Origin of the sequence: Nocardia bovistercoris, from assembly GCF_015674855.1 — a bacterium.
Taxonomy (GTDB): Bacteria; Actinomycetota; Actinomycetes; order Mycobacteriales; family Mycobacteriaceae; genus Nocardia; species Nocardia bovistercoris.
In genome coordinates this window covers 277,138-303,073 of record NZ_JADMLG010000006.1, presented here as the reverse complement: position 1 = coordinate 303,073, position 25,936 = coordinate 277,138, and the positions used below count along the sequence as shown (strand labels likewise).

General features: G+C 68.3%; 24 protein-coding genes. 17 read left to right on the top strand and 7 right to left on the bottom strand.

From position 1 onward, the window contains the following. Positions 1-22 precede the first annotated feature (22 nt). Together IT779_RS17045 and IT779_RS17040 are read right to left on the bottom strand one after the other, a co-directional pair. Positions 23-1,150: an NDMA-dependent alcohol dehydrogenase gene (locus IT779_RS17045; RefSeq protein WP_196150297.1), complete on the bottom strand. Its 1,128-nt coding sequence runs from the start codon at positions 1,148-1,150 to the stop codon at positions 23-25. A 57-nt stretch (positions 1,151-1,207) separates the two neighbouring features. Then, positions 1,208-2,026 (bottom strand): enoyl-CoA hydratase/isomerase family protein, encoded by an 819-nt coding sequence (locus IT779_RS17040; protein ID WP_332838838.1) that lies wholly within the window; start codon positions 2,024-2,026, stop codon positions 1,208-1,210. Positions 2,027-2,383: 357 nt separating this feature from the next. Here IT779_RS17040 and IT779_RS17035 point away from each other — a divergent pair, with 357 nt between their 5' ends. From IT779_RS17035 to IT779_RS16995, 9 genes are all read left to right on the top strand, one after another. Continuing rightward, positions 2,384-4,006 (top strand): AMP-binding protein, encoded by a 1,623-nt coding sequence (locus tag IT779_RS17035; RefSeq protein WP_196150295.1) that lies wholly within the window; start codon positions 2,384-2,386, stop codon positions 4,004-4,006. 2 nt (positions 4,007-4,008) lie between these two features. Further along, positions 4,009-4,842, top strand: coding sequence for an amidohydrolase family protein (locus IT779_RS17030; RefSeq protein WP_196150419.1), 834 nt, complete (start codon positions 4,009-4,011; stop codon positions 4,840-4,842). Between the two features lie 26 nt (positions 4,843-4,868). Then, a complete protein-coding gene (locus IT779_RS17025; RefSeq protein ID WP_196150418.1) occupies positions 4,869-5,921 on the top strand; it encodes an acyl-CoA dehydrogenase family protein in 1,053 nt (350 codons plus the stop codon). Positions 5,922-5,936: 15 nt separating this feature from the next. Continuing rightward, entirely contained in the window at positions 5,937-7,130 is a 1,194-nt protein-coding gene (locus IT779_RS17020; RefSeq protein WP_196150294.1) for an acyl-CoA dehydrogenase family protein, read from the top strand. A 478-nt stretch (positions 7,131-7,608) separates the two neighbouring features. Then, positions 7,609-9,270 (top strand): thiolase C-terminal domain-containing protein, encoded by a 1,662-nt coding sequence (locus IT779_RS17015; protein ID WP_196150293.1) that lies wholly within the window; start codon positions 7,609-7,611, stop codon positions 9,268-9,270. Beyond that, the gene (locus IT779_RS17010) at positions 9,267-10,166 is read left to right on the top strand and encodes an alpha/beta hydrolase (RefSeq protein ID WP_196150292.1); all 900 of its coding nucleotides are present in this window, start codon (positions 9,267-9,269) and stop codon (positions 10,164-10,166) included. The genes IT779_RS17015 and IT779_RS17010 overlap by 4 nt, the downstream gene beginning before the upstream one ends. After that, positions 10,163-11,074, top strand: coding sequence for a TIGR03619 family F420-dependent LLM class oxidoreductase (locus IT779_RS17005; RefSeq protein ID WP_196150291.1), 912 nt, complete (start codon positions 10,163-10,165; stop codon positions 11,072-11,074). The genes IT779_RS17010 and IT779_RS17005 overlap by 4 nt, the downstream gene beginning before the upstream one ends. Positions 11,075-11,171: 97 nt before the next feature. Beyond that, positions 11,172-12,182, top strand: a complete 1,011-nt coding sequence (locus tag IT779_RS17000; RefSeq protein WP_196150290.1) for an aromatic ring-hydroxylating oxygenase subunit alpha — start codon at positions 11,172-11,174, stop codon at positions 12,180-12,182. 37 nt (positions 12,183-12,219) lie between these two features. After that, a complete protein-coding gene (locus IT779_RS16995; protein ID WP_196150289.1) occupies positions 12,220-12,837 on the top strand; it encodes a cysteine hydrolase in 618 nt (205 codons plus the stop codon). 244 nt (positions 12,838-13,081) lie between these two features. Here the strand turns inward: IT779_RS16995 and IT779_RS16990 are convergent, their stop codons facing one another. From IT779_RS16990 to IT779_RS16975, 4 genes are all read right to left on the bottom strand, one after another. Continuing rightward, on the bottom strand, positions 13,082-13,384 hold the full coding sequence (locus IT779_RS16990) for a hypothetical protein (RefSeq protein WP_196150288.1): 303 nt from the start codon (positions 13,382-13,384) through the stop codon (positions 13,082-13,084). Then, positions 13,381-14,898 carry a class I adenylate-forming enzyme family protein gene (locus IT779_RS16985; RefSeq protein WP_196150287.1) on the bottom strand — a complete coding sequence of 506 codons (1,518 nt, stop codon included), beginning with the start codon at positions 14,896-14,898 and terminating at the stop codon, positions 13,381-13,383. Before IT779_RS16985 ends, IT779_RS16990 begins: the two co-directional genes overlap by 4 nt. 152 nt (positions 14,899-15,050) lie before the next feature. Next, positions 15,051-16,349, bottom strand: coding sequence for an amidohydrolase family protein (locus tag IT779_RS16980; protein WP_196150286.1), 1,299 nt, complete (start codon positions 16,347-16,349; stop codon positions 15,051-15,053). Between the two features lie 49 nt (positions 16,350-16,398). Further along, a complete protein-coding gene (locus IT779_RS16975) occupies positions 16,399-17,619 on the bottom strand; it encodes a CaiB/BaiF CoA transferase family protein (RefSeq protein ID WP_196150285.1) in 1,221 nt (406 codons plus the stop codon). Between the two features lie 143 nt (positions 17,620-17,762). On the opposite strand from IT779_RS16975, the gene IT779_RS16970 reads away from it, so the two are divergent. The 6 genes from IT779_RS16970 to IT779_RS16945 all read left to right on the top strand — a co-directional run bounded on the left by IT779_RS16970 (position 17,763) and on the right by IT779_RS16945 (position 23,296). Continuing rightward, on the top strand, positions 17,763-19,253 hold the full coding sequence (locus tag IT779_RS16970; RefSeq protein WP_198428584.1) for an aldehyde dehydrogenase family protein: 1,491 nt from the start codon (positions 17,763-17,765) through the stop codon (positions 19,251-19,253). Between the two features lie 13 nt (positions 19,254-19,266). Next, positions 19,267-20,115 carry a mycofactocin-coupled SDR family oxidoreductase gene (locus IT779_RS16965; RefSeq protein WP_196150283.1) on the top strand — a complete coding sequence of 283 codons (849 nt, stop codon included), beginning with the start codon at positions 19,267-19,269 and terminating at the stop codon, positions 20,113-20,115. Continuing rightward, the gene (locus tag IT779_RS16960) at positions 20,112-20,309 is read left to right on the top strand and encodes a rubredoxin (protein WP_196150282.1); all 198 of its coding nucleotides are present in this window, start codon (positions 20,112-20,114) and stop codon (positions 20,307-20,309) included. Before IT779_RS16965 ends, IT779_RS16960 begins: the two co-directional genes overlap by 4 nt. 103 nt (positions 20,310-20,412) lie before the next feature. Next, a complete protein-coding gene (locus IT779_RS16955) occupies positions 20,413-21,591 on the top strand; it encodes a thiolase family protein (RefSeq protein WP_196150281.1) in 1,179 nt (392 codons plus the stop codon). 109 nt (positions 21,592-21,700) lie between these two features. Next, a complete protein-coding gene (locus IT779_RS16950; protein WP_196150280.1) occupies positions 21,701-22,462 on the top strand; it encodes a crotonase/enoyl-CoA hydratase family protein in 762 nt (253 codons plus the stop codon). A gap of 63 nt (positions 22,463-22,525) precedes the next feature. After that, positions 22,526-23,296, top strand: coding sequence for an SDR family oxidoreductase (locus IT779_RS16945; protein ID WP_196150279.1), 771 nt, complete (start codon positions 22,526-22,528; stop codon positions 23,294-23,296). Positions 23,297-23,404: 108 nt separating this feature from the next. On the opposite strand, the gene IT779_RS16940 is transcribed toward IT779_RS16945, so the two are convergent. Further along, positions 23,405-23,713, bottom strand: a complete 309-nt coding sequence (locus IT779_RS16940; RefSeq protein ID WP_196150278.1) for a hypothetical protein — start codon at positions 23,711-23,713, stop codon at positions 23,405-23,407. A 415-nt stretch (positions 23,714-24,128) separates the two neighbouring features. Between IT779_RS16940 and IT779_RS16935 the strand changes: the two genes are divergently transcribed. Both IT779_RS16935 and IT779_RS16930 read left to right on the top strand, forming a co-directional pair. Next, positions 24,129-24,977, top strand: coding sequence for an SDR family oxidoreductase (locus IT779_RS16935; RefSeq protein ID WP_196150277.1), 849 nt, complete (start codon positions 24,129-24,131; stop codon positions 24,975-24,977). 8 nt (positions 24,978-24,985) lie between these two features. Then, positions 24,986-25,786 carry an enoyl-CoA hydratase/isomerase family protein gene (locus IT779_RS16930; protein ID WP_196150276.1) on the top strand — a complete coding sequence of 267 codons (801 nt, stop codon included), beginning with the start codon at positions 24,986-24,988 and terminating at the stop codon, positions 25,784-25,786. Positions 25,787-25,936 lie beyond the last annotated feature (150 nt).

Sequence of the window (25,936 nt, the reverse complement as noted above, 5' to 3'; positions counted from 1 at the left end):
CGGGTGCTCCGCGTATCCGGGCTCAGCGGTCGGCGTCGGTGAAGCGGATGATCCCGCGCAGGTTCTGCCCCTCGCGAATCTCCTCGTAGCCCTCGTTGATCTGCTCGAGCCGGTACTCGCGGGTGACCGTGCCGCCGAGATCGAGGTCGCCGAGCTTGTGCAGGGCGAGCACCTCGAGGATGTCCTCGTGCGGGTTGCCGCCGCCGAACAGACTGCCCTGCAAGTTCTTCTGCAACAGGGTCCGCATCGGCAGGGTGAGCGGAACCTCGGCGGCGAGCGCGGAGCCGACGGCGGTCAGCACGCAGGTCCCCGCCTTGGCGGTCAGGTCGAGCAGCGCCTCGATATCGTGGCCGTCGCGGCGGCTCATCGGGGCGATCACCTTGTGGCACATGCGTCCGCCGGTCAGCTCCGCGATGCCCGCGGTGGCGGCGGCGAGGTCGGGATAGACCTCCGAGGCGCCCAGTTTCTCGGCCTGCTTGCGCTTCCACTCGACCGGATCGACCACGAAGATGCGCCGCGCGCCGGAGAGCACCGCGCCCTGCAGCGTCGACGCGCCGACACCGCCGAGGCCGATGATCGCGACGTCCTCGCCGGGCTGGATGCGCGCGGTGTGCACGGCCGAGCCGTAGCCGGTGGTGATGTCACAGCCGGCGAGACAGGCGATCTCGAACGGGATCGACGGGTCGATCTTGACCACCGACGCGCGATGCACCACCGCGTAGGGCGCGAACGCGCCGACCAGGGCCATGGGGTGCACGTCGCGCCCGTTCGCGGTGACGCGGAAGGTCCCGTCGGCGACCGCGGCGCCGCCGAGCAGGCCCGCGCCGAGATCGCACAGGTTGCACAGGCCCGCCCGGCACGGCGGGCAGGTGCCGCAACTCGGGACGAAGGACATGACCACGTGGTCGCCGGGCGCGATGTCGAAGACGCCCGCCCCTACCTCGACCACGACGCCGGCGCCCTCGTGCCCGCCGAGCACCGGGAAATCCGCCATGGCGATATCGCCGGTGACGAGGTGATGGTCGGCGTCGCACAGCCCGGCGGTCTCCATCCTGACCTTGACCTCGCCCGGTCTCGGCTCACCGATCTCGATCTCCTCGACCGACCACGGCTGGTCGCGGCCCCACAGCAGCGCACCCTTGGTTCTCATAGCGACCTCTTCACTTGCTCGAACTGTCGTCGGGACAGCGCTCTACCGACCTCGGCTCTACCGGCCTTGGAAGTCCGGCGTGCGGCGCTGTCGGAAAGCGGCCAGTCCCTCCTTGAAATCCGCCGTACGGCAGGCGAGTTCGACGGCGTGCAACTCGCGGTCCATGGCCTCGGTGAGTCCGGCGGCGAGATTGCGGTGCACGGCCTGCTTGGCCAAGCCGAAGGCGACCGTCGGCCCGCCCGCGAGTCGGGCCAGCAGGTCCTCGGTCGCGGCGTCGAGGTCGGCGGCGGGAACGGCGTCGTGGATCAGCCCCCAGTCGGCGGCGCGCGACCCGGACACTTTCTCGCCGAGCAGCAGCATCCGCTTGGCGCGGGCCAGGCCGATCAGGCGCGGCAGCAGCCAGGTCGAACCGCTGTCGGGGCTGAACCCTCTCGGCAGGAACGGCTCCCAGAACAGGGCCCCGGTGTCGGCGAGGGTGAAATCGGCGGCCAGTGCCAGATTGCAGCCCATGCCCGCCGCCCAGCCCCGCACCGTGCAGACCACGGGCAGATGCAGGGTGTGCACGAGTTCGACGACGCGGTGGGCGGTGTGCGGTATGCGTCGGACCAGGTCGCCGGTTCTCGGGCGCTTGCCGTTGGTGTTGGTCGCGACCCAGTCGACGCCGGAGCAGAAGTCCGTGCCCGCGCCGGTCAGGTGGACCGCGCGCAGTTCGTCGTCGGTGGCGGCCGCGGTGAGCGCGGTGACGAGGGTGTCGACCATGGGGGGCGACAGCGCGTTGCGGCGTGCAGGCCGGTCGATGGCGATCCGCAGGATGGATCCGTCGCGCCGGACCCGCACGTCGCCCGCGCCGTCGTCGGAAGAGCTGTTCTCGGTCACCGTCGTCCCCGATTCTTCCTGGTCTCTACCGCCGTCACGATTCATACTGTCACATATACAGTAAAAGACACCGTTCCTGCGGTGGGAATCGGTGCGCGCGCGGCCCGCGTGACCCGAGTGCCACCGGTCCTCGCCCGTGGGCGGGTATCGCGAACTCTTGCGCCGAGCCGTACTGATACGTATACAGTAGACGTATCTATTCGGTTTGCGGCACAGCTGGTTCGACCGCAGGAGGTGGCGCGTGGACGCGTTGTCCGACGGCCGCCCGCACTTGGCGAAGCGACCACCCGGCGGAATGAGAGAGACCACCATGGACACAGGACACGTAGCACCGGCCTCGCGCATCGGAGGACTCTGTTGACCGAGTGGACTTTGAGCGGGGTCTTCGACGAGGTCGCCGCCGCGGTGCCCGACCGTACCCTCACCATCTGCGGCGAGCGCCGCCGCAGCTTCGGCGAGACCGCGCTGCGCACCCGGAAATTCGCGAATTTCCTGGCCGAACGCGGCTTCGGCGAACAGACCCCGCGCGCGGAACTCGAACGCTGGGAATGCGGACAGGACCGCATCGCGCTCGTCATGCGCAACGACCAGTACCTCGACGTGATGATCGGCTGTATGAAGGCGCGCGTCGTGCCGGTCAACATCAACCACCACTACACCGCGCACGAGATCCGCGACCTGTTGGCCTATGTCCGCCCGCGCGGCATCGTCTACCACCGGTCCTTCGCGTCGGTGGTCGAGCAGGCCGCGCCCGAAGGCGTCGAACTGCTGATCTCGGTGGACGACGGCTCCGACGGTCCCGATCTCGCGGGCGCCATCGCCTACGAGGACGCGGTGGCCGCGGGCGCGGACGAACCGGTCATCGAGACCTCGCCCGACGACCTGATGATGCTGTGCACCGGCGGGACCACCGGCAGGCCCAAGGGCGTGTTGTGGCGTCAGGGCGATGTGTACGTGTCGTCGATGAACGGCGCGGACCACGAATCCGGCGACGGACTGCGCCAACTCGCGGAGATGACCGGACACGTGTGGTTCGCCGTCTCACCGCTCTCGCACGCCGCGGGCATCTGGACCTCCTTCGCCGGGCTGCTCTCGGGTCAGACCATCGCGCTCTACGACGATCGCAATCGCTTCGACGCGCACACCGCGCTCGGCATCGCCGAGACCGAGAAGGCCGCGCTGCTCACCATCGTCGGCGACGCCTACGCGGGTCCGCTGGTGCGCGCCATGCGCGAACGCTCCTACGACCTGAGCTCGCTGCTCGCCATTGGAACCGGCGGCGCGGCGACCAACCCGGTGCACCGCCGCGACCTGCTCGACCTGCTCCCGCACGCCTACATCATCGAGGGCTACGGCTCCTCGGAGACCGGCGGCATGGGCTTCGGCCGCAGCACCAAGGGCAACGAGGTGGACGCCTTCGCCCCGATGCCCGGCGGCACCGCCGTGTCCGACGACCGCACCCGCTTCCTGATCCCTGGTGAGTCCGAGGTCGGCTGGGCGGCGCGCACCGGCCGCGTGCCGCTGGGCTACCTCGACGACCGCGCCGCCACCGAACGCACCTTCCCGGTGATCGACGGCGTCCGCATGGCGATTCCCGGCGACCGCGCCACGGTCGACGCCGATGGCGCGCTGCGGTTGCTCGGCCGCGACGCGCTCGTGGTCAACACCGGCGGGGAGAAGGTCTTCGTCGAAGAGGTCGAGGAAGTGCTGCGCGCGCATCCCGGCATCAGCGACGCGCTCGTGGTCGGGCGGCCGAGCGAGAAATGGGGCAACGAGGTGGTGGCGCTGGTGTGCGCCGACGCCACCGACGATATCGAGTCGCAGCTGCGTGAGCTGTGCAAGGAACGGCTCGCCGGATTCAAGGCGCCGAAGGCGGTGATCCTCGTCGAGGAGATCCGCCGCCTCGGCAACGGTAAGCCGGACTACCGGTGGGCCATGGCGCGCGCGGCGCAGGACGCCGCGCACGGAATCGGAGCGTGAGCATGCCCAAGGTCAACGACTGTCTGGTCAACGTGCACTTCGGTGAACGCGAGCAACCGAACTGGATGCTCAAGGTGCGCGACGACTACTTCAAGGGCGCGAAATCGATGTACGCGCAGGTCGATCTCACCGAACTGCTCGACGAAATGGACGAACAGGGCGTCGAGAAGGCCGTCCTGATGTATTCGATGGCCAAGCCGTCGACCACCGCGCTGAAATTCGTGGAAGCGCGTCCCGACCGCTTTTCGCTGGCGCTCAACGGTGTCGATCTGCTGCATCCGGTGTCCTCGCTGCGCGAACTGGTCGCGTTGACGAAGGATCTGCCCGTCACCTACACCACCATCGGTGCGAGTTTCTGGGGCGACGGCCGGTATCCGCCCACCGACGCGGTCTACTACCCGCTCTACTACAAATGCGCCGAAATCGGCCTGCCGCTGTGCATGAACACCGGAATTCCGGGGCCGCCGATTCCCGGCGAAGTGCAGAATCCCATCTACCTGGACCGGGTGTGCTACACGTTCCCGGAACTGAAGCTGTGCATGATCCACGGCGCGGATCCGTGGTGGGACGTCGCGATCCGGCTGCTCATCAAATACGAGAACCTGCGGCTCATGACCTCGGCGTGGTCGCCGAAACGACTGCCGGAGAGCCTCATCCACTTCATGCGGACGCGCGGCAAGACCAAGGTGATCTTCGGTTCGGACTGGCCGGTGCTCTCCATGCGCAGGCTGGTGCCAGAGGCGGTGGCCCTCGACCTGCCCGAGGATGTCCTGGACAACTACCTCTACAACAACGCGCAGGAATTCTTCTTCGGCGAACGATCCGTCGGCGACTGACCCGCCGGAACAAGGAGCAGGAAATGGTGGACCGTTACGAATTGCGCCGACAGGATTACAGCCTGTCGGCCGATCAGGCCGAACTCCAGGCCGTGTACGCGAAATTCTTCAAATCGCGGTGCTCGCTGGAAGCCGTGCACGCGGCCGAGGCGGCCGGATTCGACAAGAATCTGTGGGAACAGCTGTGCGGCACCGGCGCGACCTCGATGGCGCTGCCGGAATCGGTGGGCGGCGACGGCGCGACCCTGGTGGAACTCGTCCTGGTCGCCGAGGAACTCGGCCGCGTCATCGCGCCGGTGCCCTGGATCGACCACGTGGTCGCCGCCCGGTTGCTGGCCCGCCTGGGCGCGCTGTCCGCCGGTGACGGCGATAGCGCCGACATCGTCGAAGGCAGGCGGATCATCGCGCTCGACACCCGCGTCGACGCCGCCGACGGCGTGCGGCTGATCGCGTCCGGATCGATCGCCGACGAGATCATCGTGCGCGACGGCGGAGACATCGTGCGCCTCGGCTTCGACACCGGGCCCGCGAAGGTCGACAACATCGGCCGTCTGCCGATGGCCTGGGTCGACCCGGCGGCCGCCGACCGTCGCACCGTGCTCGCCAGTGGCGAGCAGGCGCGCGCGGAATACCGCAGGGCGCTCGACGAATGGCGTGTGCTGACCGCCGCCGCCCTGGTCGGACTGGTCGACGAGACCTTGCGCATCGCGGCGGAATTCGCGACCACCCGCTACACCATGGGCGTCCCGATCTCCACGCTGCAGGGCATCTCCCATCCGCTGGCGAATGTCGCGGTCACGGTGAACGCCGCGCGCAACCTGGCCCGCCGTGCCGCGTGGTTCCTCGAACACGAACCCGACTACCAGCCGGGACTGTCCGCGGCGGCCTTCGTCTACATCGCCGAGGAGGCCCCGAAGGCCGCGACCGTGGCCGTGCAGGTCCAAGGCGGTCTCGGCGTGGCCACCGAAGCCGCCGCCGCGGCGTACCTGGTGCGGGCGCGCGGCTGGCCGCTGGCCGCCGGTGACCTCGGTGCCAGCGCGGTCGAGATCGCCGAACACTTCGCCGTCACTTCGGCATAGGACTGGGAGCACACCATGGATTTCTCGAAAGTCGAACTCGCACCCGATGATCAGCGATTCCTCGACGAGGTGCGCGGATTCCTGGCCGAGACCGTCACCGACGACGTCCGGCGCCGCGACCGCGAGACCGGGGACAACTTCGACGAGGGCGTGCACCTGGCCTTCGGCGCGAAGGGCTACCTGACCGCGGACATGGCCAAGGAGGAGGACGGCGGCTTCAACCGGCTGCGGCAGCGGATCTGGGATCTGGAGCGCCGCCGCGTGCACACGCCGTGGGTCACCTGGGGCACCACAACCATCGTCGCCGGGTCCGTGCGCAAACACGGGTCGCCCGAACTCCAGGCCGAGGTGCTGCCCGGCGTCGAGAACGGCACGGTCCGGCTGTGCCTGGGCTACACCGAGCCCGAGGGCGGCTCCGACGTTGCCATGTGCAAGACCCGCGCGGTCCGCGACGGCGACCAGTGGGTGATCAACGGGTCGAAGATGTTCACCACCGGCGCGCACAACTGCCAGTACGCCTTCCTCATCACCAACACCGACCCGGAGGCGCGAAAGCACAAGAGCCTCACCATGTTCCTGGTGCCGCTCGACACCCCCGGCATCGAGATCCAGGGCATCCGCACCGTCGACGGCGACCGCACCAACATCGTCTACTACAGCGACGTACGGGTCGACGACAAATACCGCCTCGGCGACGTGAACGGCGGCTGGGCGGTCCTGATGGGTCCGCTCAACGAGGAGCACGGCGTGGTCGACGCCGAGGGCGACGGCCTGCAGGACGTCTCGATCCTCGTGCACCAGGGCACCATGATGGCGACATCGGTGGACAAGCTTGCCGCCATCGCCGCGCGCCCCGGGCCCGACGGGCGCAGGCCGCTCGACGACACCTCGGTCGCCTACCGCCTCGGTCGCAATATCGCCCGCGTCGAAGCGGCGCTCTCGGCGCCGCACATGTTCGGCCGGGTCGCCATCGCGCAGGCCATGCGCGACATCTCGCCCGAGCTGATGGACATCCTCGGCCCCGCGTCGGCGCTGCCGATCGACACCGAGGGCGCGGCCGACGACGGCGGCATCGAGTACATCTACCGCTGGGCGCCGCTGTGCGGCATCTACGGCGGCACGCTCGAGGTGTTCCGCAACATGATCGCCCAGCACATCCTCGGTCTCGGCCGGCCGAACTACTCGCCGCCGAAGGCCAAGACGGGTTAGCAGCCGTGCGGCTCGCGCGCCCACCGGCCGATGATGTCCCGGGTGTGCGAGCCGTGCCGGTCGCGGGCACGACACCTGCGGCGAGCATTGAGTATGACGCCCGTGGCGAGTCGCGAGCATGACACTTGCGGCGAGCCGTGAGCATGACATTTGCAACGAACCGCAGGCATGACGCCTGTAGCGAGCTGTGAGTATGTCGCTTGCGGCGAGTTGCGGGCATGACAATTGCGGCGAGTTGCGGGTATGACGCCTGTGGTGAGTTGCGGGCATGACGCTTGCAACGAACCGCGGGCATGACGCCTGTGGTGAGTTGCGGGCACGACGCCTGTGGCGAACCGCGGGCGTGGCACTTGTGGCGAGTTGCGGGCATGACACCGCGGCGAACCGCCGGTACGGCACCGCGCGGCGAGCCGGGAGCATCACACCGCGGCTGGCCGCGACCATCGGATCGCGCCTTCGCGGCGCGTAAGGAGAGCACGTGGCCGCCCCCACACAGCGTCGGCTGCCGTCAGTCACACCGGAGACCGAGTTCTACTGGACTTCCGGCGCCGACGGCCGCTTGCGTATCCAGGAATGCCTGAGCTGCTCGGCGCTCATCCATCCGCCGCGTCCGGTCTGCCGGTACTGCCGGGGTGAACGGATGGGCGTGCGCGCGGTGTCCGGTTTCGCGACCCTCATCGGGTTCACGGTCAGCCACCGTTTCTCGGCGCCGGGGCTGCCGTCGCCGTACGTGGTGGCCCAGGTCGCCCTCGAGGAGGACACGCGGGTCAGGCTGACCACCAACACCGTCGAATGCGATCCGGCCGATCTCGAACTCGGGCAGCGCATGGAAGTGGTGTTCGAGCACCAGGAACCGGTGTGGCTGCCGCTGTTCCGGCCTGCGGCCGACGCCGGACCTGTCGCCGAGCTACCGGCCGACCCCGTCGAACCCGCCGCGATCGGCCGGTACATCCGCCCACCGGCGTCGCGGGAGAAGTTCGAGGACAAGGTCGCGATCACCGGTATCGGTCGCTCGCCGATCGGCCGCAGGCTGATGGCCGATCCGCTGTCGCTGACCGTGCGGGCCTGCCGTGCCGCCGTCGAGGACGCCGGACTGGAACTCGACGACATCGACGGGCTGTCGACCTATCCGGGGGCGGGCGATCTCGGACCCTTCACCGAGGGCGGCGTCACCGCCGTGGAGTCGGCCCTCGGCATCCGGCCGACCTGGTACAACGGCGGCGCGGAGACCTTCGGCCCCGGCGGATCGGTGATCGCGGCGATGATCGCGGTGGCCGCCGGACTGGCCAGGCACGTGCTGTGTTTCCGCACCGTGTGGGAGTCGACCTACACCGAGTTGGCGAAGGCGGGTCGGATCACCCCGATCGGCGGCGGCATCCCCGATCCGTGGCTCGCCCCCTTCGGCGTGACCTCGGCCGCGCACGTGCTCGCTCAGACCGCGCAGCGCCATTTCCACCGCTACGGGACCACGCGCGAGACGCTGGGCTGGATCGCGCTGAATCAACGCGCCAACGCCGCGCTCGACCCGTCGGCGATCTACCGGGATCCGATGACCATGGAGGACTATCTCTCCGCGCGTCTGGTCACCACCCCGTTCGGGCTCTACGACTGCGACGTGCCGTGCGACGGGTCGGTGGCGGTGGTGATCTCCGCGCGCGAGGCGGCCGCCGACCTGGCGAAGCCGCCGGTGTTCGTCGAGGCGGTCGGTACCCAGATCGTGGAACGGCCGGAATGGGATCAGAGCACGCTGACCCACGAACCGCAGGTACTCGGCCCGGCCGCGCACCTGTGGACGCGCACCACGCTGCGTCCCGACGACGTGGACGTGGCGCAGCTCTACGACGGGTTCACTTTCAACTGCCTGTCCTGGATCGAAGCGCTCGGCTTCTGCGGCATCGGGGAGGCCGGGGATTTCCTGCAGGGCGGCAAGAACATCGCGCGTGACGGCGTACTGCCGTTGAACACCCACGGCGGCCAGCTCTCGCACGGGCGCACCCACGGCATGGGCTTGGTGCACGAGGCCGTCGAACAGCTGCGCGGGACGGCGGGGGAGCGGCAGATCGCCGACGCCCGCGTCGCGGTGGTCAGCAGCGGCGGTCTCACACCGAGCGGCGTGATGCTGCTGCGGGCCGACCGATGAGCGCGCCGGACACCGATCTGCTCGCCGCCGACACCGTGGTGGCGCGCACCGTCGAGGTGGACGGGGTCACCATGTCGGCGCTGTGCGCCGAGGTGCCGGATCCGCGCGCGGTGTTGGTCGCGGTGCACGGGGGAGCGACCTCGGCTCGTTACTTCGACCTGCCGGGCAGGCCGTCGCTGTCGCTGTTGCGCACCGGCGCGCGCCTCGGCTTCAGCGTCTACGCCCTCGACCGGCCCGGTTACGGCGAATCCGCGCCGTGGGAGGCGCGATTCGAGTCGCCCGCGCAGCGCGTCGACATCACCTACCGCGCGATCGACGCATTGCTCGCCTCCGATGCGCGCGGGGCGGGCGTCTTCCTCGCGGCGCATTCCGCGGGGTGTGATCTCGCGGCGTACATGGCCGCCGACGATCGCGGCGCGGAGTTGATCGGCCTCGAATTGGCCGGTACGGGGGTGCACAAGCATCCCGAGGCGGCTCGCATCATCGAGGAGATGCGCTACACCCGCAGAACGGGCGGCATCAAGGATCTGCTGTGGTATCCCGAATACGCGTATCCGCCCGAGGTGTACGGCGGGCGTGGGCTCACCGGCGGATCGCCTGGCTACGAGTCGGCGGTGGTGCGCGACTGGCCGACCGATTTCCCGACGCTCGCCGCGCGGGTGCGCATCCCGACGCGATTCAGTTACGCGGAATTCGAGCGGGTCTGGCGCTGCGATGCCGAATCTCTCGCGGAGATCCAGGGATTCTTCACCGCCGCACCGCGTTTCGTCTTGCATCAACAGGCGGGGAGCGGACACAACGTGAGCGTCGGATTCGGCGCCGCCGCGTACCATCTCGGCCTGCTTTCGTTCGTCGAGGAGTGTGTCCTGCACCGTTCGAGGAGGTCGGTTCCGTGAAGTACGTGCTCGAGTATCCGAGTGAATTGCCCGGCGCGGGTGACGAATTCCTGCTGCCGGAGGTGATCCGGGAGATCGCGAACAGCGCCGAGAACGCCGGATTCACGGCGGTCGCGCTGAGCGAGCATCCCGCGCCGTCGCGCAAGTGGCGCGACAACGGGGGGCACAACACCCTCGACCCGATCGCGGCGTTGAGTTTCATCGCGGGCGTCACCTCGCGGATCAAGGTGATGACGAACCTGTACGTGCTGCCGTTCCGCAATCCGTACCTGTCGGCGAAGGCGCTCGGCAGTCTGGACATCGTGTCCGGCGGCCGGTTGATCGCGGGTGTCGGCGCGGGATATCTGCGCTCGGAGTTCGCGGCGGTCGGCATCGATCACGATCGCCGCGCCGAGCTGCTCGACGAGTCGCTCGACGCGCTGCGCCGGATCTGGACCGATCCCGAGGAACCGGTGTCCGGCAAGGATTTCGCGGCCACGGGTCGACTGTGGTTGCAGAGTCCCGTGCAGCGCCCGACCCCGCCGATCTGGATCGGCGGCAACGGCGCGGCGGCGCGGGCGCGGGTGGTCGCGCACGGCGACGGGTGGATGCCGATCATCGCCGACGCGTCCATGGCCGCCGCCATGCGGACCGCGGCGATCGAGAACGCCGAGCAGTTCGGCGAACGGGTGGACCGGCTGCGCGGGGATCTCGAACTCGCGGGCCGTGATCCGGATTCGGTGGATATCCAGGTCGTGTTCCCGTACTTCGATATCGGTGACGCCGAGGCGCTGCGGTCGGCGCAGGCTTACGTCGAGGATCTGGAGCGGCGCGGCGCGACCCACGCGGTAGTGCACGTCGACGGGTCGAGTCCGAGCGCCGCGGTGGCCTCTGTCACCGCCTTCGGTGCGGCCGTGATCAGCGAGTGAAGGGTGATCGCACTGACCGCGAACTCTTGGCCGCAGTGCTTTCGAAGTGCTTTACTGTAAGCATAACGGTAAATGATTTCGAGCTCGGAGGTGTCTCGTGAAGGTTCCCTTCACCTGGAAGGTCACCGGTTGGTTCATGGTCGGCTGGTCCGCGGAGTTCCCTAAAGGTGAGACGCGCCCGCTGAAGTACTTCGGCGAAGACCTGGTCGCCTATCGCGACGAGGCGGGTGAACTGCACATCCTCACCGGACACTGCAAACACCTCGGCGCGCACATCGGCTACGGCGGCAAGGTCGTCGGCGACTGCGTGGAATGTCCCTTCCACGGCTGGCGCTGGGGCCCGGACGGCAGGAACAAGAACATCCCCGGCGAGAACCGCGTCAACCGTGGTCTGCGGTTGCGGGTGTACCCGGTGAACGAGCAGAACGGCTGCGTGTTCATGTGGCACCACCCCGAAGGCAAAGAGCCGCAGTGGGAGATGCCGGATATTCTGAGGATGTTCCCGGAGCTGGGCTCGAATCCGGACGACTACTACCGCCCGTACCCGGAGTTCTCGCGCAAAACCGAGAAGGAGCCGGTGCATCCGCAGGTGGTGCTCGAGAACGGCCCCGACAGCCTGCATTTCGAATACGTGCACGGCGCGACGGTCACCCCGCAGATGCTCGACTACAGCGCCGTCGACCACACCTGGAACTTCCTCACCGGCTGGCCGGACGCGCACAGCGACGACCCGAACAAGATGGCGATGAAGATCCACGCGCAGATGTTCGGCCTCGGCGGCTCCATCAGCGCCTTCGAAGGCGCGTCCAAGCACCGCCTGATCTTCGCCACCACGCCGGTGGACGACGAGGTCTCCGATCTGTTCTATTCGATCTGGTGGCCCAAGAACCCGGACGCGGACTCCGATGTGCCGCCCGAGGACGTGCGAGCGCGGGTCGAACGCAAGTTCCTGGTCACGGTATGGGAAGACCTCGACATCTGGCGTTACCAGAAGTACGTGGAGAAGCCGCCGCTCTCACCCAAGGACGCGAAACCGTATATGTCGCTGCGTGAATGGGCTACCCAGTTCTACGACGTGCCGCCGGTCGGCGACACGGTGTCCGCGTGAGCCCGGCGCCCGCCCGCCCGCGCCCGGCGGTGTCCGAGTGAGCGCTCGCGATCTCGCCGACCTGGTGGCGCCCGCGCACACCGCGATCGTCACCCAGGAGCTCCAGGGCGCGGTCGTCGGCGCGGCCGCCGGGCTGCCCGCGCTCGCGCAGGAGGCGCGCCGAACGGCACTGCCGAACATCGGCGCGCTGCTCCCCGTCGCCCGCGCCGCGGGAGTTCGGATCGTGCACTGCCTGGTGTGGCGACGCGAGGACGGCCTCGGCTCCAACCACAACGCCGCCCTTTTCGCCCTCGGCCGCCGCAGCGTCGCGGTCACACCGGGCAGCGAAGGCGCCACCCTGCTCCCCGAATTCGGCCCCGAGCCAACCGATCTCGTGCTCAACCGCCAACACGGCCTCGGCCCGATGGGTGGCACCGACCTGGACTCGGTCCTGCGCAACCTCGGCATCCGCACCATCGTCCCCGTCGGCGTCTCCCTCAACATCGCCATCCCCAACCTGGTGATGGACGCCGTCAACGCCGCCTACGACGTGGTCCTGCCCCGCGACGCGGTGGCGGGCATCCCCCGCGAGTACGGCGACGCCCTCATAGACAACACCCTCGCCCTCATCACCACCGTCACCACCACGGAGAAACTGCTGGCCGCCTGGCGCTGAACGCCGACTCCGCCGCCCCGGAACGGATCATCGAGCAAACTCCGCGGCGGCTTTCGGTGTTGCCCGAGGCCATTCGTCGCCGGAGTTCAGCGACCCGGAGTTCAGCGACTCGGCGTCGGCGCGTCCTCGCGTCGGAAGCCACGTCGATGACAGTGACAGGCCCGAGGAATCGACACGATGGAACCCTACGGCCCCCGTCCTGCCGCCTGGAGGTGGCGCATCGGACGGGGGCGCTGTCGCGTATTCAGTCGCTGGAGGGGAGCTGTTTGGCTTCCTTGAGTTGCAGCGGGGTGGTGTCCACATCGAGAGTGCCGGTGCCGGAACGGGTTACGAGGATCTCGGCGCCGGTGTCGTGGACGTAGCGTTTGCCGACGGCGTTGCCGCCGGAGAAGGCGGGGTCCAGGACGGCGGTCGCGTTCTTCTCGCCGCCGATGGGGATCATCGGGGCGCCGCCGCAGCGCAGCCCGTCGACGGCTTCGGTGGATTTGATGACGATCACCTGGGTGTCGCAGACCTGGCTCTCGAGTCGGGTGCCGCTCTTGATCACGATGACTCCTCGGGGGTGGGGGCGGGCGTCAGTTCTTCGACGAGGACCCGGCGCAGGACTTTGCCGGTGGCGTTGACGGGCAGCTCGTCGCGGAAGACGACGCGGTCCGGGGTGCGGGAACCGCGCAGGGTGGTGCGCACGTGGGCGCGCAGGGCTTCGGGGTCGGGGGTGGCGCCGGGGACGGGGACGACGGCGGCCACGATGATCTGGCCCCATTGCGGGTCGGGGATGCCGATGACCGCGACCTCGCGCACCTCGGGGTGCTCGATGAGGACGTCTTCGAGTTCCGCGGGTGCGATGTTCTCGCCGCCGCGGATGATGGTGTCGTCGGAGCGTCCGCCGAGGAACAGGTAGCCGTCGGCGTCGAGTTCGGCGAGATCCTTGGTGGGGAACCAGCCGTCGGCGTCGAGTACCGAGCCGATCTCGGCGTAGCTGCCGGAGACCTGCGGTCCGCGCACGAACAGTTCGCCGACTTCGCCGGGGGGCAAGACCGTGCCGTCGGGGCCGCGGACCTCGAGTTCGACGCCGGGGACCGCGCGTCCCACCGAGGCGAGCCGTCGCGCGATCGCGGGGTCGTCGGAGCCGTAGGCGTCGCGGTGGTCCTCGGGGGTGGAAACCGCGATGGTGGAACTGGTTTCGGTGAGTCCGTAGGCGTTGACCAGGCCGACTCCCGGCAGCAGTTCCAGCGCGGCGCGCACCAGCGGCAGCGGCGCCTTGGACCCGCCGTAGGCCAGGGTGCGCAGGCTCGACAGGTCGGCATCGGTCCTGGCGCGCAGGGCGGTGACGATGCGGTCGAGCATGGTCGGTACGACGGTGGCGTTGGTCACGGCTTCGCGGCGCACCAGGTCGAGCCAGTCCGAGGCGTCGAACTGCCTCAGGTACACCATCTTTCGCCCGGCGTACAGGTTCGACAGCGCCGCGCCGACGCCTGCGATGTGGTAGGGCGGTACGCAGATCAGCGCGGCGTCGTCGGGATCGGCGGAGGCGAAGTCGACGGTGCCCATCACGTAGCTGGTGAGGTTGGCGTGGCTCAACTCCACCGCTTTGGGGCGCGAGGTGGTTCCCGAGGTGAACAGCAGCACCGCGAGGTCCTCGGGCGCGGCCTCGACGGTCTCGGTTTCCCCGGCGTCGGTGCGCGCGTCCGCGAGGAATTGTGCGGAATCGATGATCTGTTTGCCGGAACCGGCTACCGCGTCGGAGTATTCGGCGTCGACCACGACCAGCGGCGCGGGCAGCCGGTCGACGAGTTCGCGCAGCGCGCCCGCGCCGAGCCGATAGTTCAACGGCGTGAACGCCTTTCCGGCGCGCGCCGACCCGAAGAGCAGCAGCGGCAACATGATTCCGCCGGTGCCGACGTAGGCCACGTGGTCGGCGCCGGAGGAGCCGATCAGTCCGGCCGCCCGGTCGGCCATGGCGCCCAACTCCGCGCCGGTGACCCTGGTCCCGTCGGAGACGACCGCGACCCGGTCCGGGTCGGTAGCCGCCACCATCTCGAGCATCACCGAAATGCTCAACGCCTCACCTCGATTCGTTCATGGAAACGCCGCTTCCGCATGGAACACGGCTTCTTCATGGGGACGCGACCACCCGCGCGGGTGCGTGGATGGCCGCGTCGTGCCGCGTCGCGGCGTTGTTCGCCCGGTATGCCGCGTTGCGGCGGTGTCGGTCAGCTCGCGGTGTGCGCGGTGGCCGCCTTGATCTGAGCCGAGAAGGCCGCGAGCTTGTCCTCGGCCGCGGTGTGCTTGTGACTGCGCGCCTTGATGCTGACATCGTGGCCCGCGGAGGCCGCGCGCAGCGCGCCGACGGTCGCCTTCTCCTTCGGCACATGCTGGAACGGGTCGAAGGAGTACCAGCGCATCGAGTTCAGGTGCGTGATCTTGTCGATCTCGTCGTCCGGCACGTTCTCGCGGGTGAGCAGGTCGTGCAGCACCTCGGGGGCGTCGGGCCACATGGAGTCGCTGTGCGGGTAGTCCATTTCCCAGGAGATGTTGTCGACGCCGATGTCGTGGCGCAGCCGCACGCCGACCGGATCGCTGATGAAGCAGGTCAGGAAGTGCTCGCGGAAGATATCGGAGGGCTTCTTGCCGCCGAAGTCCTGCAGCGTCCAGGTGGAGTGCATCTCGAAGGTGCGGTCGACGCGCTCGAGGAAGTACGGGATCCAGCCGGTGCCGCCCTCGGACAGCGCGATCTTGAGGTCGGGGTAGTCCTTGACCGGGCGCGACCACAGCAGGTCGGCCGCCGCCTGCACGATATTGAGCGGCTGCAGGGTGATCATGACGTCGGGCGGGGAGTCGACGGCCGGAATGGAGAGCCTGCCCGAGGAGCCGATGTGCACGCACAGCACGGTGTCGGTGTCCACCAGCGCTTTCCAGAGCGGATTCCAGAACGGGTCGTGGAAGCTCGGGTAGCCCAGTGCCGCGGGATTCTCGGTGAAGGTGAGTGCGTGTACGCCTTTCTCGGCGTTGCGGCGCACCTCGGCCGCGCACAGTTCGGCGTCCCAGATCACCGGCAGCGCCATCGGAATGAAACGGCCGGGATAGGCGCCGCACCATTCGTCGACGTGCCAGTCGTTGTAGGCGCGCACCAGCGCCAGCGAGAAGTCCTGATCCTCGGTGGCGAAAAGCCGTCCGGCGAATCCGGGGAACGACGGGAAGTTCAGCGAGGCCAGAATTCCGCCCGCGTTCATATCCTTGATGCGCTCGTCGACGTCGTAACAACCGGGGCGGATCTCGTCGAGGCCGTCGGGTTCGAGGCCGTACTCCTCTTTGGGGCGCCCGGCGACCGCGTTCAGCGCGACATTCGGAATCACCGTGTCGCGGAATTTCCAGACATCGGCGCCGTCGTCGAGATGCACCAAACGGGGGGCGTCGGCTGCGTATTTGGCGGGCAGGTGGTTCTTGAACATGTCCGGCGGCTCGATGATGTGATCATCGACGCTGATCAGGATCATGTCGTTCTTATCCACGACCACACTCCTTATTGGTCTACAGTATGCATTACAATATACCGCCGGCTCAGAGAATCGCGCCCGATTCCTTCGCCGCGATGATGTCGTCCCATTCCATGCCGAGTTCGAGCAGAACGGTCTCGGTGTGCTCGCCGTATTCGGGCGCGCGGGTCGGCGGCGCCGGGGTCTCGTCGAATTGCACGGGCGCGGTGACGGTGCGGTAGTCGTTGCCCGCGCTGTCGGTGACCGTCATCAGGTAGCCGTTGGCGGTGACCTGCGGATCGTCGAGCACCTCCTGCGGGCTCGCGATCGTTGCCCATACACCCGGCTCGTCGACCAGCGCCTTCTGCCAGTGCTCCAGATCGTGTTCGGCGAAGGTCTTGCGCAGTTCGATGGTGGCGGCCTCGGTGTTGGCCACCAGATTGGCCAGCGGCACGAAGCGTTCGTCGGTCGCTAGGTCGGCGCGGCCGATGCGCTCGCAGAAGCCCGCCCAGTAGCGGTCGGCCTGCAACAGCATCATCTGCACCCACCGGTTGTCGCGGGTCCGGTAGCGGTTCACGGCGGGATTGAGCGCGGTGCCTGCCTCGCCCGCCGGGATACGGTCGATGTCGTAATAGTCGGCGGCCGCGATATCCGGGGCCACCGCCCACATGCCCTGGGCGAGCAGCGAACTGTCCACGATCGCCGCGTGCCCGGTGCGCTCGCGCGCGAACAGGGCCGCGGAGATGCCGCCCGCCAGGGTGATGCCGCCCTGCAGGTCGCCGAAGGCCGGACCCTGCGCCATCGGGAACTCGGCGTTGGTGGGGGTGAGCGCGTAGGCGACGCCCGCGCGCGCGGTGTAGCTGGCGCCGTCGAAGCCGCCGCGGTCCTTGTGCGGTCCACGGCTGCCGTGGCCGCTGCCCCTGGCGATGATGATCCTCGGATTGAACTCGCGGATGGTCTCGACGGTCAGCCCGGCTCGTTCGAGGACCGCGGGCAGCCAGTTGGTGAGGAACACATCGGCGTCGGCGATCAGCTTGCCGAAGATCGCGCGGCCCTGCTCGGATTTGATGTCGATGCCGACGCTGCGCTTGCCGTGGTTGCCGATCTCCATCATGAAGTTGGCCTGCACCGGTGTGCCCGTCCCGTCGAGGCCGCCGACGACCAGATTGCGGCACGGGTCGCCGCCCCTGGTGTCCTCGACCTTGATGACGTCGGCGCCCCAGTCCGCCAGTGCGGCTCCCGCGCTCGGAACATAGGTCCACGATGCGAGTTCGACCACTTTCACGCCATTGAGCAGACCCGACATCGGCGCTCCCTTTCCCGCGATTGATACGTGTCTTGAAGTACTATACGGTAATCATTACAGTTAATCATCCAGGATGGTGATCGGGAGGCAATGTGAGCGACGTCGTCGGGGAGTCTGTGGCCCTGAGTCCTGAGGTGGGCCGCATGGCGGCGGAGCGTGCCGAATTCCGCATGCTCATCGACGGCGAGCTGACGAAGGCCGCTTCGGGAGCCGCTTTCGACAACCACAGCCCCGCGACCGGGCTACTGCTCGGGACCACCGCTGCGGCGGGCGAGGAAGATATGCTGCGCGCCATCGCCGCCGCGCGCCGCGCCTTCGACGAGTCGGGGTGGGCGACCGACAAGGCGCTGCGCCGCCGCTGTCTCGAACAACTCCAGGCGGCACTGGAGAGCGAGAAAGAGGATCTGCGCACCGAACTGATCGCCGAGGTCGGTTGCCCCGCGATGACCACTCGGAACGCGCAACTGGACTGGCCGCTGGCCGAGGCCCTGCGCTATCCGGCCGGACTCATCGACGATTTCGCCTGGGAGCGGGTGCTCGAGGGCGGCGGCCTGTTCGGTGATCGCAACCAGCGCACCGTGGTTCAGGAGCCGGTCGGCGTGGTCGCGGCGATCTGCCCGTCCAACTTCCCGGTCGAGGTCATCCTCAACAAACTCGGACCGGCCCTGGCCGCGGGCAACACCGTTGTGCTCAAGCCCGATCCGAACACGCCGTGGAACGCCACCCGACTCGGTCGCCTGATCGCCGAGCGCACCGACTTCCCGCCCGGCGTCGTGAATGTCGTGACCACGCCGTCCAACGAGGTCGCCGGATTGCTCGCCACCGACCCGAGGGTCGACCTGATCTCGTTCACCGGTTCGACCGCGGTCGGACGGACGCTGATGCGCGCGGGCGCCGACACCATGAAGCGCACCTTCCTCGAACTCGGCGGCAAGTCGGCGCTGGTCGTGCTCGACGACGCCAAACCCGAAGCCGCGCTGCGCAGCGCCATCGGGGTGTGCGTGCACGCGGGTCAGGCATGCGCGGCCACGAGCCGAATGCTGGTGCACCGCTCGATGTTCGACGATATGGTCGGCGCCGTCGCCGGTGCGTTCGGCATGGTGCCGGTGGGTGATCCCGCCCTGCCGGGCACCCTGGTCGGTCCGGTCATCAGCGCCGCCCAGCGCGCACGGGTGCTCGACGCCTGCGACCGCGCGGTGCGCGACGGCGCGCGGCTGGTCACCGGCGGGGGCGTGCCAACCGACCTGCCCGAGCATCTGGCCGACGGGCATTTCGTGCAGCCGACGGTCTTCGCCACCGAAAACCCGGATTTGGCGATCGCCCAGGAGGAGATCTTCGGACCGGTGCTGGTGATGCTGCCCTTCTCCGACGACGAGGAGGCCGTGCGCATCGCCAACAACAGCGCCTTCGGCCTCGCGGGCGCCGTGCTCTCGGCCTCGGCCGAACGGGGCTGGAGCATCGCTCGCCGCATACGGACCGGGGCCATCGGGGTCAACGGCGGCATGTTCTACGGCGCGGACGCGCCGTTCGGGGGTTACAAGAACAGCGGGGTGGGCCGCCAGTGCGGCATCGAGGGCTTCCAGCAGTACCTGGAGACCAAGACCGTCGGCTTCCGCCTGCCGCGACAGAACTGAAAGGTTGCCACCAGTGGGAAAATTGGATGACAAGGTCGCGGTGATCTCGGGCGCCGCGCGTGGCCAGGGACGTTCGCACGCGGTCAATCTCGCCGCCGAGGGCGCGAGCGTCATCGTCCTCGACATCTGCGCCGATCTCGAGGGCAACACCTATCCGCTGTCTCGTCCCGAGGATCTGGACGAGACCGTCGCGCTGATCGAGAAGCACGGGGTGCGCGCGCACCCGGTGATCGTCGACGTGCGCGAGCGCGGCGCGGTGTGGGCCGCGGTCGCCGAGGGCGTCGAGGCGCTGGGCCGCCTCGACATCGTGGTCGCCAACGCGGGCATCGCGCCGTTGGGCAAGGGACAGACGCTGCAATCGTGGTCGGACACCATCGACACCGACCTCGCGGGCGTCTTCAACGTCATCCAGGCGTCGTTGCCGCACCTGAAGGCGGGCGCGTCGATCATCGCGACCGGGTCGCTGGCCGCGCAGTTGGGCAGCTCCACCAAGCAGGGACCGGGCGGCTCGGCCTACAGCCTGGCCAAGCAGGTGGTCGCGCACTACGTCAACGACCTGGCCGTGCAGCTGTCGAAGAAGTCGATCCGCATCAACGCGGTGCACCCGACCAACGTGAACACCGACATGCTGCACAACGAGGGCATGTACAAGGTCTTCCGTCCCGACCTGGACGCCCCGACCCGCGAGGACGCGGAGAAGTCGTTCTACGCCATGCAGGGCATGCCGATTCCCTACATAGAGCCGCAGGACGTCTCCGACCTCGTCGTCTTCCTCGCCTCGGACCAGTCCCGCTACATCACCGGCAGCCAGCTGCGGGTCGACGCGGGCGGGTACGTCAAGTCCGTGCTGTGGGGTAAATGACTGTGACGGAAACCACGACTGCCTACAAGGTCTATCGGTGCATCATCTGCGGGTGGGAATACGACGAGAAACTCGGCTCGGCAGAGGAAGGGCTCGCCCCCGGCACCCGCTGGGAGGATATTCCCGACGACTGGACCTGCCCCGACTGCGGCGCCGAGAAGGCCGATTTCGACATGATCGAGGTGTCGAAGTGACGGTGGGCGGCGATTCCGTGCGTCCGAACCGGAAGTGTCAGTTCATATCCCCCATAGGTGCCGCGCCAGCGGGTGCGGCCGGACAACTCAGAGGTCGATAACCATGCCAAAACCCGTCATCGTCAGCGCGGTCAGGACCGCGATCGCGCGCTCCTTCAAGGGTTCGCTCGTCAACGTCGCCTCGGAAACCCTCGCGACCGAGATCATCGTGGAGGCGGTGCGCCGTTCCGGCATCGCCCCGTCCGAGGTGGACGACGTCATCCTCGCCGAATTGAACTACGGCGGCGGCGATCTGGCGCGGCACGCCGCGGTCGCCGCGGGCTGGCACAGCGTTCCGGGACAGGCCGTGAACCGGCACTGCGCGGGCAGCCTGACCTCGATCGCGAACGCGTCGGCGCATATCGCCTCGGGGATGGAGCGGGTGATCGTGGCGGGCGGCGTGCAGTCGCTGTCGACGGCGCCGCTGATGAAGTGGCGGGTTCCCGGTTCGGATCCGATGGAGTTCGTGGAGCCGTGGATGCCGCCCTCGCATCCCGAGACCCCGGACGCGCCGACCATCGACATGGCGATCACGGTCGGCTGGAACACCGCGAAGAAGGTCGGCATCAGCCGCGAGGCGATGGACGAGTGGGCGCTGCGTTCGCATCAGCGCGCGGTCGCCGCGATCGACGCGGGCAAGTTCGTCGACGAGATCCTGCCGTTGAAGGTCGCCGCGGCCGACGGTTCCGTGGTCGACTTCGCGGTGGACGAGCACCCGCGTCGCGATTCCTCTCTCGAGCGCATGGCCGCGCTGCCGGTGCTGCACCCCGAGATCGAGGGCTTCTCGATCACCGCGGGTAACAGCAGCGGCATCAACGACGCCGCGTCGGCGGTCGCGTTGACCGCCGACGACTACGCGATCGCCAACGGGCTCGAGACGTTGGCGACGGTGCGTTCGTGGGCGAGCACCGCGGTGACCCCGGCCGACAACGGCATCGCCGCGGTGAACGTGATCGGCAAGATCCTCGACCGCACCGGTCTGAAGGTCGAGGACGTGGCGCTGTGGGAGATCAACGAGGCGTTCGCCTCGGTGCCGATCGCCGCGGTGCGCGCGCACGGCATCGATGAGGAGAAGGTGAACTTTTCCGGCAGCGGATGCAGCCTCGGCCACCCGATCTCGGCTTCGGGTGCGCGCCAGATCACCACCCTGGTCTACGAGCTGCGGCGGCGCGGCGGCGGCATCGGCGTTTCGGCGATGTGCGCGGGCGGCGGTCAGGGCGGCGCGCTCGTCATCGAGGTCTGATCTCGACTCGAGGGTGCGCGAGGTCGGCGTATCCCGACTTCGCGCACCCTCTTTTTGTACTGTAACTATTATAGTAACGTTTTCGACATAAGAACTCGGAGGTAGTACCGTGTCGGACGAAGTGCTGGTGGAACGTCGCGGACGCACGCTGGTGATCACGATCAACCGGCCCGACGCGCGCAACGCGGTCAATCTCGCGGTGGCACAGGGCCTCGCGGACGCGCTCGACGAACTCGACGCGAGCCCCGAACTGTCCGTCGCGGTACTCACCGGAAGCGGCGGCAACTTCAGCGCGGGCATGGACCTGAAAGCCTTCTCGAAGGGCGAATTCCCCTACATCCCCGGTCGCGGTCTCGGCTTCACCGAGAAGCCGCCGGTCAAGCCGCTCATCGCGGCCGTCGAGGGATTCGCGCTCGCGGGTGGCACCGAACTCGTGCTCGCCACCGACCTCGTCGTCGCCGCCAAGGACGCCACCTTCGGTGTGCCCGAGGTCAAGCGCGGCCTGGTCGCCGGTGGTGGCGCGCTGCTGCGGCTGTGGCGGCGCATCCCGTACCAGAAGGCTCTCGAACTGTCGCTCACCGGTGACAGCTTCACCGCCGAGGAAGCCGCCAACTGGGGCTTCGTCAACGTCCTCGCCGAACCCGGCCAGGCGCTCGAGCAGGCGCTCGCGCTCGCCGACCGGATCACGGCCAACGGGCCCATCGCCGTCGCGGTGACCAAGGAGGTCATCGTCAAGGCGAGCGAGTGGAGCGCCGAGGAGATGTGGCAGAAGCAGATGGAACTCATCGGCCCGGTCTTCGGGACCGACGATGCCAAGGAAGGCGCGCAGGCGTTCGCCGAGAAGCGCGCTCCGAACTGGACCGGGAAGTGAGGCAGCGCGCCCACCTCCCGGTCGTCGAACAGGCCCGGTCATTGAATAGAAGAAGGAGACGCTGTGTCGTTCGAAGGTGAAGTAGTTCTGGTAACCGGTGGTGCGGGCGGACTCGGTGACGCGTCGGCGCGCAAGTTGCACGCCGCGGGCGCCTCCGTCGTCATCGCCGATCTCAACGACGACAAGGGCAAGGCGCTCGCCGACGAACTCGGTGAGCGCGCCGTCTACGTGCGCACCGATGTGCTGGACGACGCGACCATCGAGAACGCGCTCGACCAGGCGGGCGAGCTCGGCACGCTGCGCTACGCGGTGATCGCGCACGGCGGTTTCGGCGTGCTCGAGAAGGTCGTCAACCGCGACGGCAGCCCGCACACGCTCAAGGGTTTCACCGACACCATCGGCCTGTACCTCACCGGCACCTACAACGTGCTCCGCCTGACGGCGGCCCGCATCGCCAAGCAGGAGCCCAAGGAGGGCGGCGAGCGCGGCGCGGTCGTGATGACCAGCTCGATCGCGGGTTACGAGGGCCAGATCGGCCAGTCCGCCTACGCGGCCGCCAAGGGCGGTGTGATCGGCCTGACCCTGGCGGGCGCGCGTGACCTCAGCGCCGTCGGCATCCGGTTGAACACCATCGCGCCCGGAACCATGCACACCCCGATCATGGACTTCCTCGGCGAGGAGAAGCTCGGCCAGTTCGCCAAGGCGGTGCCGTTCCCCAAGCGGCTCGGCGCGCCATCGGAGTTCGCGTTCCTGGCTCAGCATCTGCTGGAGAACCCCTACATCAACGGCGAGATCATTCGTCTCGACGGCGGGCAGCGTTTCCAGCCGAAGTAGTCGCTCGGACGCGCGGTGGTCGGGTAAGGACGGCCGCCGCGCGTTCCCGCGGTCTCCGGTACGAGAAAGCGGGCGGTTCCTTTCGGATCCGCCCGCTTTCGCGTCGAGTCAGCGAGTCAGCCACACCGTTTCGCACGGCAGGCGCATGGGACCCGCGAAACCGTCGGTCACCACGCTCAGCGAGACGCCGGGGTGGTGACTCTGGCTCCAGTGGCGCAGCAGGTTCTCCGCGGCGGTGCGGCAGGCGAGATAGTCGAAGGCGACCGATCCGTAGCGGAAGCGGATGTGCAGGTCGGGTTCGTGCGGGTGGGGTGAATGCTCGGCGCCGTGCTCGTCGCGCGAGGTCAGGTCGTAGGACGGCGCGGGGGCGTATGCGGTTGTCGCGGTGGCGAAATCCGTCGCGGTGTCCGGAATCATCGCCACTCCTTCGGTGTCGTGCGGACGAGGGGGCCGGTGTGACGGACGTCCCATCCTTGCTCAGTAAACTTACTGTAATGGATACCGTAAGTAGACCGCCAGTATTGAATCCTGAACTTTCGGTCTGATTCCCCGCACTCGGCCGCCTGTGGTCTCGATCGGGCCGCTTCGGTGGTCGATCGGCCGCGACGTCCACCGGGGATGCCGTCGGTCCGCCGGAGGCATCGTTGCTGGTCAACATGCCGCACCTGTGATTTCCGGCCCGTGGCGCCGATCGCTGTGACGCTATCGACTGGAATGCATACTGTAATATCCACTGGAGCGCCGATGACATCGGTCGCGTCGGCATCCGCGCCGAGTTCCGATACGGCCTCGGCCCCGGTACGGGCGCGGTAGGTGAAGGGAGAACCGGTCGATGTCGGAATCCGGCAAGCCACTCGCGGGCAAGACCATGATCATGTCGGGCGGCAGCCGCGGCATCGGGCTCGAGATCGCCAAGCGGGCCGCCGCCGACGGCGGCAACATCACGCTCATCGCCAAGACCGATCAGCCGCACCCCAAGCTGCCCGGCACCATCCACTCCGCCGCCGAGGAACTCGAGCGCGCGGGCGGCACGGTGCTCAAGGTCGTCGGCGACATTCGCGACGACGCGACCGTCGCGGACGCGGTCGAACGCACCGTCGAAGCGTTCGGCGGCATCGACATCGTGGTCAACAACGCCTCCGCGATCGACCTCTCGCAGACCGAGACACTGTCGATGAAGATGTACGACCTCATGCAGGACATCAACTGCCGTGGCAGCTTCCTGCTGTCCAAACTCGCCGTGCCCTTTCTGCGGGCCTCGGCAGCGGCCGCCCGCGACCCCCACATCCTCACGCTGTCGCCGCCGCTGAACCTCGACCCGGCCTGGGCGGGCAAATTCCTCGGCTACACGATCGCCAAATACGGCATGTCGCTCACGACCCTCGGACTGGCCGAGGAACTGCGTCCGCACGGCATCGCGGTGAACTCGCTGTGGCCGCGCACCACGATCGCCACCGCCGCCATCAGGAACCGGCCCAACGGCGAACAGCGGATCACCACCTCGCGCACCCCCGACATCTGCGCCGACGCCGCCTACCTGGTGCTGACCACGCCGTCGGAGAAGGCGAGCGGTAACTTCTACCTCGACGACGAAGTGCTCGCCGCGCACGGCATCACCGACCTCGACCGGTACCGCGCGGTCCCCGGTGACGCGCCGCTGACCCTCGACTTGTTCCTGTAGGAGCCGAGATGACCGAAGAGCCCATCCTGCTACAGGTCCGCGACGGCGGCGTGTGCACGCTGACCCTGAATCGCCCGCACCGCAAGAACGCGGTGACCCTCGCCCTGTGGGGCGCCCTGCGCGACGCGCTCACCGATATCGCGCACGACCCCGGCGTGCGCGCGGTGGTGCTCACCGGCGCGGGCAACGCCTTCTGCTCCGGCGCCGACGTGGTCGACAGCGACCCATACGCCGCGCCGTTCACCAAACTGCGCGCGATCTCCGATGTCGCGCAACAACTCCACGACCTGCCCGTGCCGACCGTCGCCAAGGTGCGCGGCGTCGCGGTGGGCGCAGGCTGGAATCTGGCGCTCGGCTGCGACATGGTGGTCGCGACACCCGACGCGACGTTCTCGCAGGTCTTCGCCCGCCGCGGCCTTTCCCTCGACTGCGGCGGCTCCTGGCTGCTCCCCAAACTCGTCGGCATGCAGCAGGCCAAACGCCTCGCCCTGCTCGCCGATACCATCGACGCCGCCGAAGCCCGCGAACTCGGTCTGGTCACCTGGATCGAATCCGCCGACGTCATCGACGACCGCGTCGACAGTATCGCCGCCCGCCTCGCCGCGGGCCCGCCGATCGCCACGGCGCAAACCAAAGCGCTGCTCAACGAGAACTCCGACCGCACCATGCGCGAGGCCCTCGCGAACGAATCCCGCGCCCAGGCCGTCAATTTCGCCACCACCGACGTCCCGGAGGCCTACGCCGCCTTCTCCCAGAAACGCCCCACCGCCTTCACCGGCGACTGGAACATCCACCGCCCCGAATCCTGACCGCATCGAACACCGCCCGCGGGATGAATCGGTCCGGTGGGCGGAATCGGACTCCATCGTGTGTGCGTGTCGGACAGGTGTCGGGGGCGAGTCGGCCGATGTCGCCGCGCCGTCTGGTGCGGTCGTCCCGAAATTTCTAGATTCATCGAC

Coding starts and splice junctions, on each gene's coding strand:
- IT779_RS17045 (WP_196150297.1), bottom strand. CDS start 1,150: ATGAGAACCAAGGGTGCGCTGCTGTGGGGCCGCGACCAGCCGTGGTCG.
- IT779_RS17030 (WP_196150419.1), top strand. CDS start 4,009: ATGCCCAAGGTCAACGACTGTCTGGTCAACGTGCACTTCGGTGAACGC.
- IT779_RS16935 (WP_196150277.1), top strand. CDS start 24,129: ATGTCGGAATCCGGCAAGCCACTCGCGGGCAAGACCATGATCATGTCG.
- IT779_RS17010 (WP_196150292.1), top strand. CDS start 9,267: ATGAGCGCGCCGGACACCGATCTGCTCGCCGCCGACACCGTGGTGGCG.
- IT779_RS16975 (WP_196150285.1), bottom strand. CDS start 17,619: ATGTCGGGTCTGCTCAATGGCGTGAAAGTGGTCGAACTCGCATCGTGG.
- IT779_RS17020 (WP_196150294.1), top strand. CDS start 5,937: ATGGATTTCTCGAAAGTCGAACTCGCACCCGATGATCAGCGATTCCTC.
- IT779_RS16940 (WP_196150278.1), bottom strand. CDS start 23,713: ATGATTCCGGACACCGCGACGGATTTCGCCACCGCGACAACCGCATAC.
- IT779_RS16955 (WP_196150281.1), top strand. CDS start 20,413: ATGCCAAAACCCGTCATCGTCAGCGCGGTCAGGACCGCGATCGCGCGC.
- IT779_RS16970 (WP_198428584.1), top strand. CDS start 17,763: ATGGCGGCGGAGCGTGCCGAATTCCGCATGCTCATCGACGGCGAGCTG.
- IT779_RS16930 (WP_196150276.1), top strand. CDS start 24,986: ATGACCGAAGAGCCCATCCTGCTACAGGTCCGCGACGGCGGCGTGTGC.
- IT779_RS16960 (WP_196150282.1), top strand. CDS start 20,112: ATGACTGTGACGGAAACCACGACTGCCTACAAGGTCTATCGGTGCATC.